This window comes from Psychrobacillus sp. FSL K6-2843 (assembly GCF_038626375.1).
Taxonomy (GTDB): domain Bacteria; phylum Bacillota; class Bacilli; order Bacillales_A; family Planococcaceae; genus Psychrobacillus; species Psychrobacillus faecigallinarum.
In genome coordinates, this window is sequence record NZ_CP152021.1 from 715,588 (window position 1) to 733,324 (window position 17,737).

The 17,737-nt window shown below is 37.7% G+C and carries 21 protein-coding genes; all 21 read left to right on the plus strand.

Translation table 11 applies throughout. The features are described from left to right. Window positions 1-185: 185 nt before the first annotated feature. The 21 genes from MKY94_RS03605 to murA all read left to right on the plus strand — a co-directional run bounded on the left by MKY94_RS03605 (window position 186) and on the right by murA (window position 17,735). Complete coding sequence (locus MKY94_RS03605; protein WP_340862631.1) at window positions 186-404, plus strand: hypothetical protein; 219 nt, start codon at window positions 186-188, stop codon at window positions 402-404. Window positions 405-534: 130 nt separating this feature from the next. Further along, entirely contained in the window at window positions 535-984 is a 450-nt protein-coding gene (locus tag MKY94_RS03610) for a DUF4181 domain-containing protein (protein ID WP_342578022.1), read from the plus strand. Window positions 985-1,571: 587 nt separating this feature from the next. Beyond that, window positions 1,572-2,045 (plus strand): GNAT family N-acetyltransferase, encoded by a 474-nt coding sequence (locus MKY94_RS03615; protein ID WP_151111305.1) that lies wholly within the window; start codon window positions 1,572-1,574, stop codon window positions 2,043-2,045. A 436-nt stretch (window positions 2,046-2,481) separates the two neighbouring features. Next, on the plus strand, window positions 2,482-2,988 hold the full coding sequence (locus MKY94_RS03620; RefSeq protein ID WP_151111303.1) for a manganese efflux pump: 507 nt from the start codon (window positions 2,482-2,484) through the stop codon (window positions 2,986-2,988). Window positions 2,989-3,031: 43 nt separating this feature from the next. Further along, window positions 3,032-3,472: a low molecular weight protein arginine phosphatase gene (locus MKY94_RS03625; protein WP_225215891.1), complete on the plus strand. Its 441-nt coding sequence runs from the start codon at window positions 3,032-3,034 to the stop codon at window positions 3,470-3,472. A gap of 11 nt (window positions 3,473-3,483) precedes the next feature. Beyond that, window positions 3,484-4,794, plus strand: coding sequence for a HAMP domain-containing methyl-accepting chemotaxis protein (locus MKY94_RS03630; RefSeq protein WP_151111299.1), 1,311 nt, complete (start codon window positions 3,484-3,486; stop codon window positions 4,792-4,794). 118 nt (window positions 4,795-4,912) lie between these two features. Beyond that, a complete protein-coding gene (rpiB, locus tag MKY94_RS03635; RefSeq protein ID WP_144540527.1) occupies window positions 4,913-5,350 on the plus strand; it encodes a ribose 5-phosphate isomerase B in 438 nt (145 codons plus the stop codon). Between the two features lie 21 nt (window positions 5,351-5,371). After that, window positions 5,372-5,917: a TIGR01440 family protein gene (locus MKY94_RS03640; RefSeq protein ID WP_144540524.1), complete on the plus strand. Its 546-nt coding sequence runs from the start codon at window positions 5,372-5,374 to the stop codon at window positions 5,915-5,917. 29 nt (window positions 5,918-5,946) lie between these two features. Continuing rightward, complete coding sequence (glyA, locus tag MKY94_RS03645; protein ID WP_342578650.1) at window positions 5,947-7,182, plus strand: serine hydroxymethyltransferase; 1,236 nt, start codon at window positions 5,947-5,949, stop codon at window positions 7,180-7,182. 255 nt (window positions 7,183-7,437) lie between these two features. Continuing rightward, window positions 7,438-8,067, plus strand: coding sequence for a uracil phosphoribosyltransferase (gene upp / locus MKY94_RS03650; RefSeq protein WP_144540517.1), 630 nt, complete (start codon window positions 7,438-7,440; stop codon window positions 8,065-8,067). A 600-nt stretch (window positions 8,068-8,667) separates the two neighbouring features. Further along, on the plus strand, window positions 8,668-9,039 hold the full coding sequence (locus tag MKY94_RS03655) for an ATP synthase subunit I (RefSeq protein WP_144540515.1): 372 nt from the start codon (window positions 8,668-8,670) through the stop codon (window positions 9,037-9,039). 26 nt (window positions 9,040-9,065) lie between these two features. Then, window positions 9,066-9,779 (plus strand): F0F1 ATP synthase subunit A, encoded by a 714-nt coding sequence (atpB, locus tag MKY94_RS03660; protein ID WP_144540513.1) that lies wholly within the window; start codon window positions 9,066-9,068, stop codon window positions 9,777-9,779. A 63-nt stretch (window positions 9,780-9,842) separates the two neighbouring features. After that, entirely contained in the window at window positions 9,843-10,067 is a 225-nt protein-coding gene (gene atpE, locus MKY94_RS03665; protein ID WP_144540512.1) for a F0F1 ATP synthase subunit C, read from the plus strand. A 144-nt stretch (window positions 10,068-10,211) separates the two neighbouring features. Further along, window positions 10,212-10,739, plus strand: a complete 528-nt coding sequence (gene atpF / locus MKY94_RS03670) for a F0F1 ATP synthase subunit B (protein WP_342578023.1) — start codon at window positions 10,212-10,214, stop codon at window positions 10,737-10,739. Beyond that, window positions 10,736-11,272, plus strand: a complete 537-nt coding sequence (locus tag MKY94_RS03675; RefSeq protein ID WP_154311446.1) for a F0F1 ATP synthase subunit delta — start codon at window positions 10,736-10,738, stop codon at window positions 11,270-11,272. Before atpF ends, MKY94_RS03675 begins: the two co-directional genes overlap by 4 nt. Before the next feature lie 27 nt (window positions 11,273-11,299). Next, on the plus strand, window positions 11,300-12,808 hold the full coding sequence (gene atpA / locus MKY94_RS03680) for a F0F1 ATP synthase subunit alpha (RefSeq protein ID WP_144540505.1): 1,509 nt from the start codon (window positions 11,300-11,302) through the stop codon (window positions 12,806-12,808). 44 nt (window positions 12,809-12,852) lie between these two features. After that, window positions 12,853-13,716 carry a F0F1 ATP synthase subunit gamma gene (locus tag MKY94_RS03685; RefSeq protein ID WP_144540502.1) on the plus strand — a complete coding sequence of 288 codons (864 nt, stop codon included), beginning with the start codon at window positions 12,853-12,855 and terminating at the stop codon, window positions 13,714-13,716. Between the two features lie 34 nt (window positions 13,717-13,750). After that, on the plus strand, window positions 13,751-15,166 hold the full coding sequence (atpD, locus tag MKY94_RS03690) for a F0F1 ATP synthase subunit beta (RefSeq protein ID WP_144540500.1): 1,416 nt from the start codon (window positions 13,751-13,753) through the stop codon (window positions 15,164-15,166). A 24-nt stretch (window positions 15,167-15,190) separates the two neighbouring features. Beyond that, window positions 15,191-15,595 (plus strand): F0F1 ATP synthase subunit epsilon, encoded by a 405-nt coding sequence (locus MKY94_RS03695; RefSeq protein ID WP_144540498.1) that lies wholly within the window; start codon window positions 15,191-15,193, stop codon window positions 15,593-15,595. Window positions 15,596-15,878: 283 nt separating this feature from the next. Beyond that, on the plus strand, window positions 15,879-16,112 hold the full coding sequence (locus tag MKY94_RS03700) for a DUF1146 family protein (protein ID WP_144540496.1): 234 nt from the start codon (window positions 15,879-15,881) through the stop codon (window positions 16,110-16,112). 327 nt (window positions 16,113-16,439) lie between these two features. Further along, window positions 16,440-17,735: a UDP-N-acetylglucosamine 1-carboxyvinyltransferase gene (gene murA, locus MKY94_RS03705; RefSeq protein WP_144540493.1), complete on the plus strand. Its 1,296-nt coding sequence runs from the start codon at window positions 16,440-16,442 to the stop codon at window positions 17,733-17,735. Window positions 17,736-17,737: the final 2 nt, after the last annotated feature.

Below are 17,737 nucleotides of genomic sequence, written 5' to 3' on the forward strand. Positions count from 1 at the left end.
ACAAGACTATCAGTTTTGATGGTCTATGGTTGTGCTTAAACTATCGGGTGCATACTTCAAGAAGGAGTAACGCCTTTTTTCTTGTTGAACTAACGGATCAGTAATTTAGTTGAATAATAGTATTTAACTTGTTTTCAACAATCTGAAGATTAGGGGAGTTGTGTTAATAGAAGTTTTTCAAGAAGATGAATAATAAAGAATCACTTAACTGGAAAAAGGGAATTGCTTTTGGTTTTTATACTTATATGTTAATAACAGTTGTAAACTATTTTTATTATTTATCAACTGAAAATGGCTTTTTTTCTCCGACTTTTATTTTTTGGAGTGGTCTATTAGCTGCTTTTGCGTATGATTTTATTTTAAATCTTATAGATAAAAAACAATCCAACATTAAATTATCTTAATTGAGAAAGTCATTCTTATTGCACTAAGTTGAGCTTAGTTATAGATCATGGATTGCAAATGCATTTCTTTTTTTCTTGTTTAGCTAATGTCACAGGGTGAAACAATTGTGATTATTAAACGTAGAATGAATTGAATGGAGGTAATGTTACTGTGTATGGTATTGAACCGATATTTTGGCTTAAGTTAATCTTCTTGATAGTAATCCTTTCATTATTGTTTATTGTTTTTGGTTCAGTTATGAGAAGATGGTTGAAAGTTGAAAAGAAGAAGTTTTTTTCACATAATCACGTGAATGAAAAACACAAAAAATTGGATTGGACGATTAGAATAGTTTTCATCGCTTTTATAATATTGGGATCTTTTATTAATGCCACTTTAGAGTTTTCAGAACGAATTTGGTTCTTAGAGCCATGGTATTTATTATTCGGTCTAACTATATTGTCTGAGACGGTTCGAGCATTGATGGAATGGAAATATGCGGATAATAAAAACTCATATATTTTTACTTTGAGTCAGTTAGTTTTTGGCATGATATTAGTAATTTCAATATTAACAACTAACTTTTGGGGGATAGTTTAAGGAACTTTGTTTCTTAAACTAACTGGTGCTTTACTTTAAAAAGGGTAAAGCTTTTTTCTTGAGGACTAAATTATTTTATTTATACTTTTGCTTTTCGTAATATTATTAGGAGTTTTATGGTTTTAAACTTTATTGCTTTTTCGAAAAACTTAAAGAATGGAAAAGCACTCTTAAACCTTGCTCTATTGTAGTTTAATTTAATAAAACTTTTTGAAAGGATGTGTCTAAAGAAATGGAAATAACAAATAAACGGAAGTTTTTTCAGTGGGGCGGGTATTTTGTAATAACGCTTACTCTTCTTTTAAGTATAGTGCTGAATATATCTGAAAACACACTGGATGCTTTCAAATGGACTGGGCTAGGGCTAGGGGTTTTTCTAACGTTGATTTCCTTTTTATTTCCCGATAAGAAGTAAAAGGATGGTACAAAGAATATCAACAAATGAGTGCTTTAATTGAAGAAGTAAAGCTTTTTTCTTATTTGAAAGGTGCATTTTAGTTGAGGAAGGAAATGATAAAATTTGTTATCGTATTTTAAAATAGATAAAGTAATCTTATATTAAATATTAAGAGAATGGGGGAATTCAATTGAGTATTAAAGAAATAACGATAGTAAATAGAGAAAAGGTTGTTTCATTTTTTAAGGAGCATTGGGGAAGCACTGAAATGGTAATTTCAACAGGTGTTTATCAATGTGATACATTGGATGGTTTCATTTTTGAGGGAACTAATCAGATTATTGGTTTGGTTACTTATGTCATTAAAGATAATGAAATGGAGATTATTTCGTTAGATAGTCTCCAAGAAGGGAAAGGTATTGGATCTTCATTAATGAAAAGTGTTGAATACATAGCAAAGCAGAAAAAAATACAAGTAGTAAGTTTAGTAACAACAAATGATAATTTGAACGCTTTAAAATTTTATCAAAAAAGAGGTTACAGAATAACGTCTGTTATTCCTAACGGTGTAATCAAGGCACGAAGCTTAAAACCTTCAATACCTTTAATAGGACATGAAGGGATTCCATTAAATGATGAATTAATATTAAAGAAAATATTGTAGTTACATAAAAATTATTGAGGATTGCTTATTTATGGGATTTCTTCTTTGACTAACGGAGTTTTAGTAAAAAAGGGACATTGGAGAAAAATGAGCTTGTAGATTCATTTTCCTGCTCATTTTTTATATGTATTTATAAATAACCTATGCATCAAGACATAAATTACTTATGATTACAGCGACAGGTGGCGACTCCAGTGGGATAAGTGAGTCAGATAAGACAACACAAACGACGCGCAAGCGGCGGTGGTGGCTTATCGTTCACCCCACGGAAAGCGTCCATCCAAAGCGGAAATCTGCCATCTATTGTCCATATTTTTACGTAAAACAATTATATAGATAGAAATATATCCTTCTTTAAAAAAGGTTGTCTATAATTTGTATTCTCTTCCCTTTTTTTGCATACATTTAATTATGCAAATAGACGGGAGAGATTTTTTTGTGGACAGAAATAATAGCAGGACTCTTAATGTCGGTCGATGTACTTATCTTATTTTCTCTTGTATCATATAGAAAACAGGTTTTGACTCTTGCGGCTTGGGTGGCATCATTACATATGCTCTTCCCCTTAATAGGATATTATGCAGGTGTTTTAGTACAAACCTACTTACAGCAGGCAAGTCCTTATTTGTCAGGGGTTCTTCTTTCGTTGGTTGGACTTCAAATGGTACTATCCAAATCACCAAAAGAAACTCCGATCATGCCCCCCTTCGTATTAGCGATAGTGGCAAGTCTAGATACCTTTTCTGTGAGTATTTCATTTGGTATGCTTCAAGTGGAAAAGCTAATCTTTATACTAAGCTCTGGATTCTTCGCATTTGTCGGCGTAATAATTGCCCAGAAGATTATATTTAAAAAGACAGTGATGAACAGAGGAATCATTATGAAGCTTGCAGGTGTAGTTCTATTAACAATGGGCCTATTAACACTTCAAAACATACAATAATATCAAAGTATATTCGTAATCCAATATATAATAGAGACGAGGAATGATCGCAGTGAATATTTTATTTGTTTGTACTGGTAATACATGTAGAAGTCCCATGGCAGAGGCTATTTTAAAATCTAAAAATCTAAAAAACATACAAGTTCAATCCGCAGGTATTTATGCTTCGGACGGCGAGAACATGTCCGCTAACAGTCGTAAAGTACTAGAAAATAAAGGAGTTCCTTTTGCTCATAAGTCTTCATCTTTACAGCCGTCTACGGTTGAGTGGGCAGATCTTATATTAACGATGACTGCTGCTCATAAGCAAGCTATTATTTATGCCTTTCCAGAAGCAATTTCTAAGGTTTATATGTATAAAGAATTTGCAACTCCGGACGATATACAGGATGTAATGGATCCTTTTGGTGGGAATATAGGTATATATGAACAAACATTTGAAGAACTAAATGTATTAACAGAGGAACTAGTGAAGAGACTATAGGGGGAAAAGGGATGAAAGAAAAGAGAAAGAGGAACGCTTTTGGCATTCAAAAGAAAATTGTTCTATTTGTAACGGTACTTGCTTTAATTACTTACTCTACAAGTGCATTCTTTATTAATTATGTACAGCCTTATTTGCAATCCTTAGACATTAATATTGGAACAATTCAATTTGAAATTCTTACATATGCGTTAGGAATTTTTTGGTCAGGCCTTTTAGCTTATTTTTTCAGTGGACTTATTATCAAACCCTTATTTAATCTAGAAAAGGTTGCCACTCTTGCTTCAGAAGGAAAAATAGGAGTCGATGTGGAAGTACCAAACTCAAAAGATGAAATACAATCAGTTGCTATAGCTTTTCAAACGATGCTAGAAAACCTGCGAGAAATGGTTCAAAGTATCGAAAAGAATTTTGATAAAACAAATAAAAGTGTGCAAAAGCTTTCTGAGGAATCGTCAGTTGCCTCTGAACAAGCGGAGGCCATTGCCTCCACAATTGCTCAAATTTCTGAGGGAGCAGAGCAATCGGCAATAGCAGTCCAAGAAACTGCAGAGTCTGTCGAGGATGTTCGAGTGCTAGCATCCGAGGTAAACAAGCGTGCAGAAAAATCTTCTATACATTCAAAAGAAATGATCACAGAGCTTTCGGAGACAACAGAAGTCATACAATCACTTGTCAGTGGAATCCAAAAGATTGCAACAGGAAGTGAGTCAGCTTTAGGTAATGTCCACCAGCTGGAAGAGAATGCTGGGAAGGTGGAAAGTATTATTCAATTAGTTGGGGATATAGCAGCCCAAACTAATCTACTTGCTTTAAATGCTTCTATTGAAGCTGCTCGTGCAGGTGAGCATGGTAAGGGCTTCGCTGTAGTAGCAGAGGAAGTTCGTAAGCTAGCCGATGAGAGTGCGAAGGCTGTTCAAGGAATTTCAGAACTAATATTAGCAATCCAAACGGATGTTAAAACGGTCGTACAGCAAATGACTAACCAAGTTAGCTTTGCTGTTAATGAAGCAAAACGAGTATCTGAGACAAACGCAGCAGTCGAAGGAATGACTATAAAAATTCATGAAATGGCTGAGTCAGTAGTCGAGATTTCATCATTAGTTGAAAAACAGCTGACTAATATTGAAAGCACTGCTCGCCAATCACAGGATGTTGCAGCTATTGCGGAGGAGACATCAGCTGGTGCTGAGGAAGTAAGAAGTGCTACAGATGAACAAGCCCGTTCTATAGAAGAAATTGATATTTTAGCAGCTGACTTGAAGCATCAATCGGAAGATTTATTCAAGGTAATCTCTCAATTTGACCGCTCTTCCAAATAATTCATATCAAAAAGGTATGTTAAAAAAACAGATACAACTCATACTATATGAGTTGTATTTTTTTGCTCAAAAAGATGTTATGATTGGGTTGAGTACTAAACAGAAAAGAGGGAACAAGATGAAAATTGCAATTTCTTCTGATCACGGAGGGAATAATCTTCGGAAAGAAATTATTCAGCAGCTTGAAGAACTCGGTCTTTCCTATAAGGACTTTGGTCCACAAACGAATGATTCTGTTGACTATCCAGATTATGCGGCACCAGTAACAGAGGGTGTAGCTAGTGGGGAATATGATCGCGGAATTTTAATTTGTGGAACAGGTATTGGGATGTCCATTGCTGCTAATAAAATGAAGGGCATTCGCTGTGCATTAGTGCATGATGTTTTTTCTGCTAAAGCTACACGATGCCATAACGACTCAAATGTTCTCGCTATGGGAGAACGAGTGATTGGTCCAGGACTTGCCAGAGAAATCGTAGCTACTTGGTTAGCTCAAGAATTTGAAGGTGGCCGTCACGAACGACGTATTGAAAAAATTTCAGCATTAGAAAAATAAGCTTGAATAGAGGGATTTCAGATGGAAGCAAAAAATTTGTGGCAACAACAAATGGAACAGCTTCTCCTGGAAGTAGAGCAGCAAATTACTTTTTCTAAGGATGATTTGTTTGTCGTTGGCTGCTCTACCTCTGAAGTCATTGGGGAAAAGATAGGAACTGCTGGCGGTTTAGAAGTGGCTGAGGTTTTATTTGAACCAATTAAGGCTTTTGCTGAACGAAATAAAATCCATCTTGCCTTTCAAGGCTGTGAGCACATCAACCGTGCTCTAACGATGGAAAGAAAAACGCAGCAGCTCTATAGACTGCCAGAGGTTTCTGTTATCCCAGTAGTTCGCGCAGGGGGTTCCATGTCTGCATATGCGTACACACAGCTTGAAGAGCCTGTAGTAGTAGAAAGCGTTCAAGCCAAGGCAGGGATTGATATTGGTCAAACTATGATTGGTATGCAGCTACAACCCGTTGCTGTACCGATACGTGTATCTATCAAGAAGGTTGGAGAAGCGATTATTACCATTGCAACAACCCGTCCAAAGCTAATTGGTGGGGCACGGGCATTTTACGGATGATATTAGAGGAGGAACTAGAAGTGGAAAAAGTGGAAAAAATTCAATCACAAGATCCAGCGGTATTTGAGGCAATGTTAGCGGAGAAAAAACGTCAACAATCAAATATTGAACTAATTGCGTCAGAAAATTTTGTTTCAGAGGCTGTAATGGAAGCTCAGGGCTCTGTTCTTACAAATAAATATGCAGAGGGCTATCCGGGCAAACGTTATTATGGTGGCTGTGAGCATGTAGATGTAGTAGAAGATATTGCTCGTGATCGTTTGAAAGAAATTTTTGGGGCAGAGCATGCAAATGTACAACCACATTCTGGTTCCCAAGCGAACATGGCGGTTTATATGACTGCTCTTCAACCAGGTGACACTATTCTAGGTATGAACTTATCTCATGGTGGACATTTAACACATGGCTCTCCTGTTAACTTTAGTGGTATTCAATATAACTTTATTGAATATGGAGTAAATAAAGAAACCGAAATGATAGATTATGAGGAAGTTCGCTCAATAGCTTTAGAGCATAAGCCTAAAATGATTGTTGCTGGGGCAAGTGCTTACTCACGTACAATCGATTTCGCTAAATTCCGTGAAATTGCAGACGAGATTGGAGCTTATTTATTCGTAGATATGGCTCATATTGCAGGTCTAGTTGCCGCTGGTCTTCATCCAAATCCAGTGCCACACGCACACTTTGTAACTTCTACAACACATAAAACTTTACGTGGCCCACGTGGTGGTATGATTTTAACTACAGAAGAATTTGCGAAGAAAGTTGATAAAACAATTTTCCCTGGTATCCAAGGCGGACCGCTAATGCACGTAATCGCTGCAAAAGCAGTTGCCTTTGGAGAAGCTCTTCAACCGGAATTTAAAGAATACCAAAAGCAAGTTGTAGCTAATGCTAAAATTCTAGCAGATAGTTTAACAGAAGAAGGTCTACGTATTGTATCTGGTGGTACAGACAACCATGTAATGCTATTAGATGTATCTGCTTTAGGACTAACTGGTAAAGTAGCAGAACATGTACTAGACGAGGTTGGTATTACTGCAAACAAAAATACTATTCCTTTTGATACTTCTAGCCCATTCATCACTTCTGGGGTGCGTATTGGTACACCAGCTGTAACTTCAAGAGGTTTTGCTGAGCAAGAAATGAAGGAAATCGCTTCTATTATTGCTAAACTATTAAAAAATCACGAGGATGCTTCTGTAATTGCTGAAGCAAAAGAAAGAGTGAAAGCTCTAACTGATAAATTCCCTCTATATAATTAATTGATAATAGGGAGGCTTATGACAACATCATAAGTCTCCTTTAACTATGATTAAATAGGTTGCGCATATGATTGTTTGATTTTATCCCAAAAGCAAATATATTCCTGCTAATCGCTTGAACCAAAGGACAATCTAAGGCTGTTGTTTCTATAAATGAAATAGACGAAATATTAAGTCCCAAGGATTAGTGGTATGATGTGTATCGTTTTTGGTATAATGACAAAGATGTAAAAACAACAAAAGGAGAGATGTTAAATGGCTAAAGTATACGTATTTGATCATCCACTGATTCAACATAAACTTACATATATCCGTGATGTGAAAACTGGTACAAAAGAATTTCGTGAGCTTGTAGATGAGGTTGCTACATTGATGGCCTTTGAAATTACGCGTGACCTTCCTTTAGAGGAAGTAGAAGTAGAGACTCCTGTTCAACTTACGAAATCTAAAGTAATTGCAGGAAAGAAATTGGGACTAGTTCCAATCCTTCGTGCAGGTATTGGAATGATTGATGGCATGTTAAATCTTATTCCAGCTGCAAAAGTAGGTCACATCGGACTTTATCGTGATCCAGAAACATTGAAGCCAGTCGAATACTACGTTAAGCTTCCTGCAGATGTTGCTGATCGTGACTTTATCTTAGTAGACCCAATGTTAGCAACTGGAGGCTCTGCAATAGAAGCAGTTAACTCTCTGAAAAAACGCGGTGCTATGAGCATTAAGTTCATGTGTCTTATTGCTGCTCCAGAAGGCGTAAAAGCACTTCAAGATGCTCACCCAGATGTTGATATTTATATTGCAGCACTAGATGAGAAACTTAATGATCATGGTTATATCGTGCCTGGTCTTGGAGACGCAGGAGATCGCTTATTTGGAACAAAGTAAAATTGAATCTCTCTTAAAGATATTCGGTTGTTTAAGCAATGGTAGCAATCAGCTGACTTGTGCTTTTTTTAAGGCATGTCAACTTATTATACAGATGGAAGATAAGACTGTGAAAATGTGTCTAAACGGATGATAAGTTTTAGAATTTATGAATGAAATTGATTATGAAGAAAAAGTTTCTACAATATTCTTTAAAATTTGTCGATAAATTGTCAATCTAATCATCTACGTGAAGTTTTTCACTGATAGCAATTGACATCAAATAGCCCCTATTGTATGCTTACTTAGGATAATCATGATAGGGGTTTCATGCGTGGAACACTTGATGTATCAACTTTCTACTAGATTCACAGTTTTTACTTATTTCAAGGAAAACGTGAGGATACTTTTATGCGTCATTTTGACGTCCGTTACAAGGGATAGCTCATTATTCAGCGATTCTCTCACAGCTTGTCGGTTCTATAATGATAGGTATTCACAAAAAGTGGATTGATCATACTTTTGGAACCACTCCAATTTTTTAGTAAATTGTCTACTGCCTGCTTTGCGCATTGACAATCCTTACTACCATTCGAAAATATGATTCAGGAGATTAGACCAATGCTAGAAATGCAACGTATTTTTACGAGGCAAAAGAAGTGCATATTTTTTTTGCTTGCGTTATGTGTGTTAGGGTGGGCATTTACGCCGTATTCTTCCATTTTTGCAGGCTTAGCAGTAGGTTCCATATTCGGTCTGTATAATTTCTGGATACTAGTACGTAGAATGGAGAAATTTGATCGTGTGATGATGGGTGAAAAAGGTCGAGCACGCTTAGGGACAAGCTTTAGATTTGCCTCTGGTATTGCTGCCGTTGCAATTGCACTTCTTTTCCCAGATGAAATTCATCTTATCAGCACGGTTATCGGATTAATGATTCCCTATGTTCTACTTATTGTGGAACGCATTTTGTTAGTTAGAAATCAGCCATGAGTATGTGAAAGAGAGGTGAAAGAATCGTGGGACACTCAAATCCAGAGTTTGTGCTTTGGGGTATGACAGGGAACTGGTCAAACATCCTTATGTTGTTTGTAACTTCTCTAGTTGTTTTCTTAATTGCATTTATTGCAACAAGAAACTTGAAGCTTAAACCAACGGGTATGCAAAACTTCATGGAGTGGATTATGGACTTCGTGAAAGGAATTATCAAAAGTAATCTCGACTGGAAAACAGGCGGTAGATTCCATATTCTAGGGATTACATTAATTATGTTTATCGCGATAGCCAATTTGCTTGGACTTCCGTTTTCAATTTCGTATGACGGAGTACTTTGGTGGAAATCACCAACTGCGGATCCAACAATTGCAATGACACTATCAGTGATGATTATCGTTTTAACTCACTATTACGGTATTAAGATGAAAGGTTTCAAACAGTACAATATTGATACCTACTTAAAACCGATGCCGGTATTATTCCCACTTAAAATTATAGAAGAATTCGCAAATACGTTGACACTTGGTCTTCGTCTTTACGGAAATATCTATGCAGGGGAAGTATTATTAGGTCTTATTGCAGGCTTAGCAACAGCGAGCTGGTTTGGCTTTGTTGGTGCAATTATCCCAGCAATGGCTTGGCAAGGATTCTCTATCTTTATCGGTGGAATCCAAGCGTTCATTTTCGTTATGTTAACAATGGTTTATATGTCACATAAAGTGTCAGCAGACCATTAATATAACTGTTTAGGAAACTAAGCAGAAAAAATAAAAACAACATTCCAAGGAGGAAATTAAACAATGGTAGGTTCAGTTGGTCTTTTAGCAGCAGCTATAGCAGTTGGTTTAGGTGCACTTGGTGCAGGTATTGGTAATGGTCTAATCGTTTCAAAAACAGTAGAAGGTATTGCTCGTCAACCAGAAGCACGTGGAGCTTTACAAACAGTTATGTTCATCGGGGTAGCGTTAGTTGAAGCCGTGCCGATTATCGCAGTAGTTATCGCGTTCATCGTATTAAACCAATAGTATGTATAAATAAAGTCAATAATGGCGGAAACTAACTCCGCCATTCTCTTTATGAATAAAACCTGAATTAGAAAATAATAAACAAAAGTTTAAACATTATATAAGTAAGATCTCTTAATAGCGTTTGAAAGGAGTGAAACAATCGTGTCTTTTGAATACCTCGCACTTGGTGCTGGTGATGCCCATGATGGGTTAAATGTTTTGGATATTGGAGCTACATTATTCTTCTTCATCTTACTGATGATCTTATTGAAGAAAGTGGCTTGGGGTCCTTTAATGGGGATTATGACACAGCGTGAAGAGTTGATCGCGAGTGAAATCGAAGCAGCAGAAACTAGCCGCCAAGAATCTCAACGTTTACTTGAAGAACAACGTGACTTACTAAAAGAAGCACGCACAGAAGCGTTAGCGATTGTAGAAAATGCGAAGAAGCAAGGGGAAGCATCACGTGAAGAAATCATCACAACTGCTCGCTCTGAAGCTGCGCGTTTAAAAGAATCTGCTATTCGTGAAATCGATACAGAAAAAGAAAGAGCGATTGCAGCGGTACGAGAAGAAGTCGTTTCACTATCAGTACTTGCAGCAGCTAAAGTTCTTGAAAAAGAAGTTTCGGAAGAAGATAACCGTGCGCTGATCGAGGCAACGATTGCGAAGGCAGGCGAAGTTAATTGAGTAATTCAACTGCAGCAAAACGCTATGCCATCGCGTTGTTCGAACTAGCACAACAAAAAAATGAACTTCAATCGGTTGAAAATGATTTACGTGAGCTTAATGTTGTATGGAAAGGCAATAAGGATTTGAAAACATTGTTTACTTCTCCTAAGCTTTCTTTAGACAAGAAAAAAGCGCTAATCCGAGAAATCTTCTCAAACGCTAATCCGATCGTTATCAATACACTACTAGTGCTTATTGATAAGAAAAGATTACATGAAGTTACTGATATTATTTCAGAGTATATGGCACTTTCCAATGAAGCACAAGGTGTTGCAGAAGCGAAGGTCTATACAACACGCGAATTAACAGAAGCAGAACGTGCAAACGTTTCATCTGTATTTGCAAAAAATGTAGGGAAACAATCTTTACGCATTCAAAACATCGTAGATCCATCAATTATTGGTGGTATCCGCGTTCAAATCGGAAACCGCATTTACGACAGCACTCTTAGCTCTAAGCTAGATCGCTTAAAACGTAACTTGATCGGTTAATATTATGAATTATGAGAGGTGACATACATGAGCATCAAAGCTGAAGAAATCAGTGTCTTGATTAAACAGCAGATTGAGAATTATGAATCTGAGATGAAAGTTAGCGACGTTGGTACGGTTATTACAATTGGTGACGGTATCGCGCGTGCTCATGGCCTCGACAACGTCATGGCTGGAGAGCTTTTAGAATTCTCAACTGGTGTGTTAGGTATGGCACAAAACTTGGAAGCGAATAACGTTGGTATCGTTATCCTTGGACCATACACAGACATCAAAGAAGGCGATGAAGTACGTCGTACAGGCCGTATTATGGAAGTTCCAGTTGGTAAAGAATTGATTGGCCGCGTTGTCAATCCACTTGGCCAACCAGTTGACGGACAAGGTCCTATTGCAACTACAAAATCTCGTCCAATCGAAAGTCCTGCACAAGGGGTTATGGCACGTAAATCTGTTCATGAACCACTTCAAACAGGTATTAAAGCGATTGACGCTCTTGTACCAATCGGGCGTGGACAACGTGAGTTAATCATCGGTGACCGCCAAACAGGTAAAACATCTGTAGCGATTGATACAATCCTTAACCAAGCAGACCAAGATATGATTTGTATCTACGTAGCAATCGGTCAAAAAGAATCGACTGTTCGTAATGTAGTAGAAACACTTCGTAAAAAAGGTGCTTTAGATTACACAATCGTTGTAACTGCATCTGCATCTGCTCCAGCTCCATTATTATACTTAGCTCCTTATGCTGGTGTAACAATGGCAGAAGAATTTATGTTCGAAGGTAAGCACGTATTAATCGTTTATGATGATTTATCTAAACAAGCTGCTGCATACCGTGAACTTTCATTACTTCTTAAACGTCCTCCAGGTCGTGAAGCATATCCAGGGGATGTATTCTACTTACACAGCCGTCTACTTGAGCGTGCTGCGAAGTTAAATGAAACATTAGGTGCAGGTTCAATCACTGCATTACCATTCGTTGAAACACAAGCTGGAGATATCTCTGCTTACATTCCAACAAACGTAATTTCTATTACGGATGGTCAAATCTTCTTACAATCTGATTTATTCTTCTCTGGTGTACGTCCAGCGATCAATGCTGGTTTATCCGTATCACGCGTAGGTGGATCAGCTCAAATTAAAGCAATGAAAAAAGTTGCCGGTACACTTCGTCTTGACTTAGCTGCATACCGTGAGCTTGAAGCATTCTCTCAATTTGGATCAGATTTAGATGCTGCAACACAAGCTAAACTTAATCGTGGTGTACGTACAGTAGAAGTATTAAAACAAGACTTGAACTCTCCTATTAAAGTAGAAAAACAAGTTATTATTTTATACGCTCTAACACGTGGCCATTTAGATGATATTCCAGTTAAAGATATTTCTCGTTTTGAGGCTGAACTTAGTAGCTGGTTAGATTCAAACCACACAAACGTTTTAGATCATATTCGCACGACAAAAGATCTTCCTTCAGAAGAGGATTTAAACAATGCAATCTCTGCATTCAAGAAAACTTTTGCTATATCTGAATAATATCTTTGTCTAAGTGAAAAAAACAATAAGGTGGTGAAATACCAGTGGCATCTTTACGCGACATTAAAAATAAAATTACGTCAACTAAGAAAACAAGTCAGATAACAAAAGCTATGCAAATGGTTTCTGCTTCTAAATTGAACCGTGCGGAGGAAAATGCGAAAGCATACGTTCCTTACATGTCTAAAATGCAAGAGGTAGTAGGCTCCATTGCTTCAGGAACAAGTGATAGTGGACATCCAATGTTAACTCATCGACCTGTAAAGAAAACTGCATATATCGTCATTACTTCTGATCGTGGTTTAGCAGGGGCATATAACAGTAATGTTATACGTGCTGTTGCGAATGCTATTACTGAACGCCATGCTTCAAAGGATGAGTATGTAATTTTTGCAATTGGACGCATGGGACGTGACTTCTTCGTAAAACGTGGTTCAAACGTAATTGGAGAAGTGATAGGGTTACCAGACCAACCTTCTTTTTCGCATGTTAAAGAAATAGCGCGCAAAGCTGTTGGTATGTTCACGGATGGTACATATGATGAACTTTATATGTACTATAACCACTTTGTAAGTGCCATCTCCAGTGAGGTAACTGAGAAAAAGGTGCTACCGCTTACGGATATTGCAGCAGAAACTACAGGCTCAACTGCTTCTTATGAATTCGAACCTTCTAGTGAGGCGATTTTAGAAGTACTTCTTCCACAATATGCGGAAAGCCTAATTTTTGGTGCATTACTCGACGGTAAAGCAAGTGAACATGCTTCGCGTATGTCTGCTATGAAATCTGCAACAGACAACGCAACTGATTTGATTAGTAACTTAACGTTAGTATATAACCGAGCACGTCAAGCTGCGATTACGCAAGAAATTACGGAAATTGTCGGCGGTGCATCGGCTCTAGAATAGGTAAAGAAAGAAAGTAAGACAGGAGGGAACAGTAGTGAACAAAGGACAAGTACTACAAGTAATGGGTCCAGTTGTTGACGTTAAGTTTGACAACGGCCACTTACCAGCTATCTATAATGCATTAACTGTAGCGATTGAACGTCCAAATGAAGCTCCTACTACATTAACTTTAGAAGTAGCTTTACACTTAGGTGATGACTCAGTTCGTACAATTGCGATGTCATCTACTGATGGACTTAAACGTGGTGCAGAGGTATTAGATGCTGGCGCAGCAATTTCTGTTCCAGTTGGTAACGTAACTTTAGGACGTGTATTCAACGTTCTTGGTGAAGTAATTGACTTAGGAGAAGAAATTTCTACTGCTGAGCGTCGTGACCCAATTCACCGTCAAGCACCAACATTTGAAAACCTTTCAACTGAAGTTGAAATTCTTGAAACAGGTATCAAAGTAGTAGACCTTTTAGCTCCATACATTAAAGGTGGTAAAATCGGTCTGTTCGGTGGTGCCGGAGTAGGGAAAACAGTTCTTATCCAAGAACTTATCAATAACATTGCTCAAGAGCATGGCGGTATCTCAGTATTCGCTGGTGTTGGAGAGCGTACGCGTGAAGGAAATGACTTATTCCACGAGATGAGCGATTCTGGCGTTATTAAGAAAACAGCAATGGTATTCGGTCAAATGAACGAGCCACCAGGAGCACGTATGCGTGTTGCACTAACTGGTCTTACAATGGCTGAATATTTCCGTGATGAACAAGGTGCAGACGTACTTTTATTCATCGATAATATCTTCCGTTTCACACAAGCAGGTTCTGAGGTATCAGCACTTTTAGGGCGTATGCCTTCAGCAGCTGGTTACCAACCAACACTTGCTACAGAAATGGGTGCACTTCAAGAGCGTATCACGTCAACTAATACAGGTTCTGTTACATCTATCCAAGCGATCTATGTACCAGCCGATGACTATACGGATCCAGCTCCTGCAACAACATTCGCTCACTTAGATGCAACAACAAACTTAGAGCGTAAATTATCTGAGATGGGTATCTATCCAGCGGTAGATCCATTAGCTTCTTCTTCTCGTGCGCTTTCTCCTGAAGTAGTAGGACAAGAGCATTACGAAGTAGCACGTCAAGTACAATATACTTTACAACGCTACAGAGAGCTTCAAGATATTATTGCGATCCTAGGTATGGATGAATTAGGAGACGAGGATAAGGTTGTAGTTAACCGTGCTCGCCGAATTCAGTTCTACCTATCTCAAAACTTCCATGTTGCTGAACAATTTACAGGTCAAAAAGGTTCTTATGTTCCTGTTAAAGAAACTGTTGAAGGCTTCAAACAGATTCTTGAAGGAAAATATGACCATTTACCAGAGGATGCATTCCGTTTAGTTGGACGTATCGAAGAAGTTGTGGAAAAAGCGAAAAGCATGGGCGTAGAAGTATAATAAATCGGACCTGGAGGTAAAAATATGAAGACAGTTTCAGTCAATATTGTCACTCCCGACGGCCCGGTATACGATTCTGAAATAGACATGATTATCGCTAAAACAGCATCGGGTGAAATCGGTATTTTACCTGGCCATATTCCAATGGTTGCACCACTTGAAATTGGTTCGGTTAAATTGAAAAAAGATGGTAAATCAGAATTTGTAGCAGTGAGTGGCGGATTTATTGAGGTTCGTCCTGAAAAGGTTACAATCTTGGCTCAATCCGCTGAAATTGCTTCAAGTATAGATTTAGCTCGTGCTCAAGAAGCGAAGAAACGTGCAGAAGAACTACTTCAAAGTAAACAAGAATCAGTTGATTTTAATCGTGCTGAACTTGCTTTGAAGAGAGCGCTTAATCGTATCAACGCTTATGAGGGTAGATTATAATTGTTTTTTTGATAAAACGGGCAGAGATTATTTCTGTCCGTTTTTTCTTTCTTGACTGTTAAGAATGTACTTGCTTTGCTAAGTGTTTTTCCTAATTTGAGGGTCTTTAAACTTTATGGTCAGATTTGGGAGCTTTGAATTTCTTGCTATAAAAAGTGGGAGATTTTACAGTAATTTGACGAGGGTATTTTTGAAACGACAATAACATAAACATGTTAATTGTTTTGTTGATCAGTACATCGTTCTAGGAAGGCTTTCGTTTTTAAAAACTGGAGGGAAAATAATGGGTCTTTTGACTTCAGAGCAAGCTGTTATCGCTATATTAGCTAATATCTTTTTTATCGGTATTTCTTTTTATGCATTACAAGCTCTTATGGTGGACAAATTTATTAAAAAGAATCATGTATTTCAAGCCCAGCTTTTCTTTATTTTGGTAAGTATTATGTTAGGCTCGACAGTAGCTAATTTCTTTTTAAATTTAACTTCCTGGTCTAACCAATTACAGTACTTATTTTAGTAGAAGATCCTGCATGCTCATGCAAATTATGGACAAGTTTGTATGAGCATGTAGAATCTCCTCATATTTCCTGGGAAATATGCTGTCGAATATGTTTATTACATAACATGTGGGGTAATTTATAAATATCTACACGAAAAGACTGGGTATTACGTATAATAGACTAAGAAAATTTACCAAAAGAGGACAAGAAAATAGGGTTTTCGGTGCTTGTATATAGTCGAAATACGTTGTATGATGATATTGTTTTGAAATAACAAAAAACAACACCATACATATTTCTTTTATATATTAGCTTAAGAGGATTATGAACGCGGAGGGAACTAAGTGGATAAAATTGTTGTTAAAGGCGGCCAAAGGTTAAAAGGTAACGTACGGGTCGAGGGTGCTAAAAATGCAGTATTACCTGTACTTGCAGCAGCTTTGCTCGCGACAAAAGGGAAAAATGTGATTAAAGATGTACCAACACTTGCAGATGTTTTGACGATAAATGAAGTATTAAAAAGTTTAAATACAGAAATCAAATATAGCCCAGAGCACAACGAAGTAATTATTGACTCACAGCAAAGACTATCAAGTGAAGCACAATTCGAATATGTGCGCAAAATGAGAGCGTCAATCCTTGTTATGGGTCCAATTCTTGCGCGCAATGGTTTTGCTCGAGTAGCTCTTCCTGGGGGCTGTGCTATTGGTTCAAGACCTATTGACCAACATTTAAAGGGCTTTGAAGCAATGGGTGCAGAGATTTCATTTGGTCATGGATTTGTAGAAGCGAAAACTGTTGGACGTTTAAAAGGTGCTAAAATTTATTTAGATGTACCTAGTGTGGGCGCTACAGAAAATATTATGACTGCAGCAGCTTTAGCTGAAGGAACAACGATTATCGAAAATGCTGCTAAAGAACCGGAAATCGTAGACTTAGCAAACTTTATCAATGAAATGGGCGGTAAAGTAAAAGGTGCTGGTACTGATACTATTCGTATCGAGGGAGTCGAAGAACTTCATGGCACTGAGCATCACATTATTCCAGATCGTATTGAAGCTGGTACTTTCATGGTTGCAGCAGCCATCACAAAAGGCGATGTATTAATTGAAAATGCAGTACCAGAGCATATGACAGCTCTAATATCTAAAATGCAAGAGATGGGTGTGGAAATTACTGAAGAGAACCAAGGGCTACGTGTGCGTTCTAAAGGAAACTTGAAATCAGTAGACATTAAAACTATGCCACATCCAGGTTTTCCTACAGATATGCAATCGCAAATGATGGCATTGATGATGACAGCCTATGGTACCGGTATCATTACGGAAACTGTATTTGAGAACAGATTTATGCATGTGGAAGAGTTTAGACGTATGAACGGAAACATGAAAATCGAAGGTCGCTCTGTCATGATGGATTCCCCATCTAACCTTCAAGGTGCAGAGGTAGCAGCTACAGATCTTCGTGCAGCGGCAGCTCTAATCATTGCAGGTCTAGTTGCAGAAGGCGTAACTCGTGTAACTGAACTTTACCATTTAGATCGTGGATACGTTGATTTTGACAAAAAGCTAGCAGCTTTAGGTGCAGACATCGAACGTATTGGAACAGAAAACACAGAAAAAGCAGTTCAACTCGTTTAATA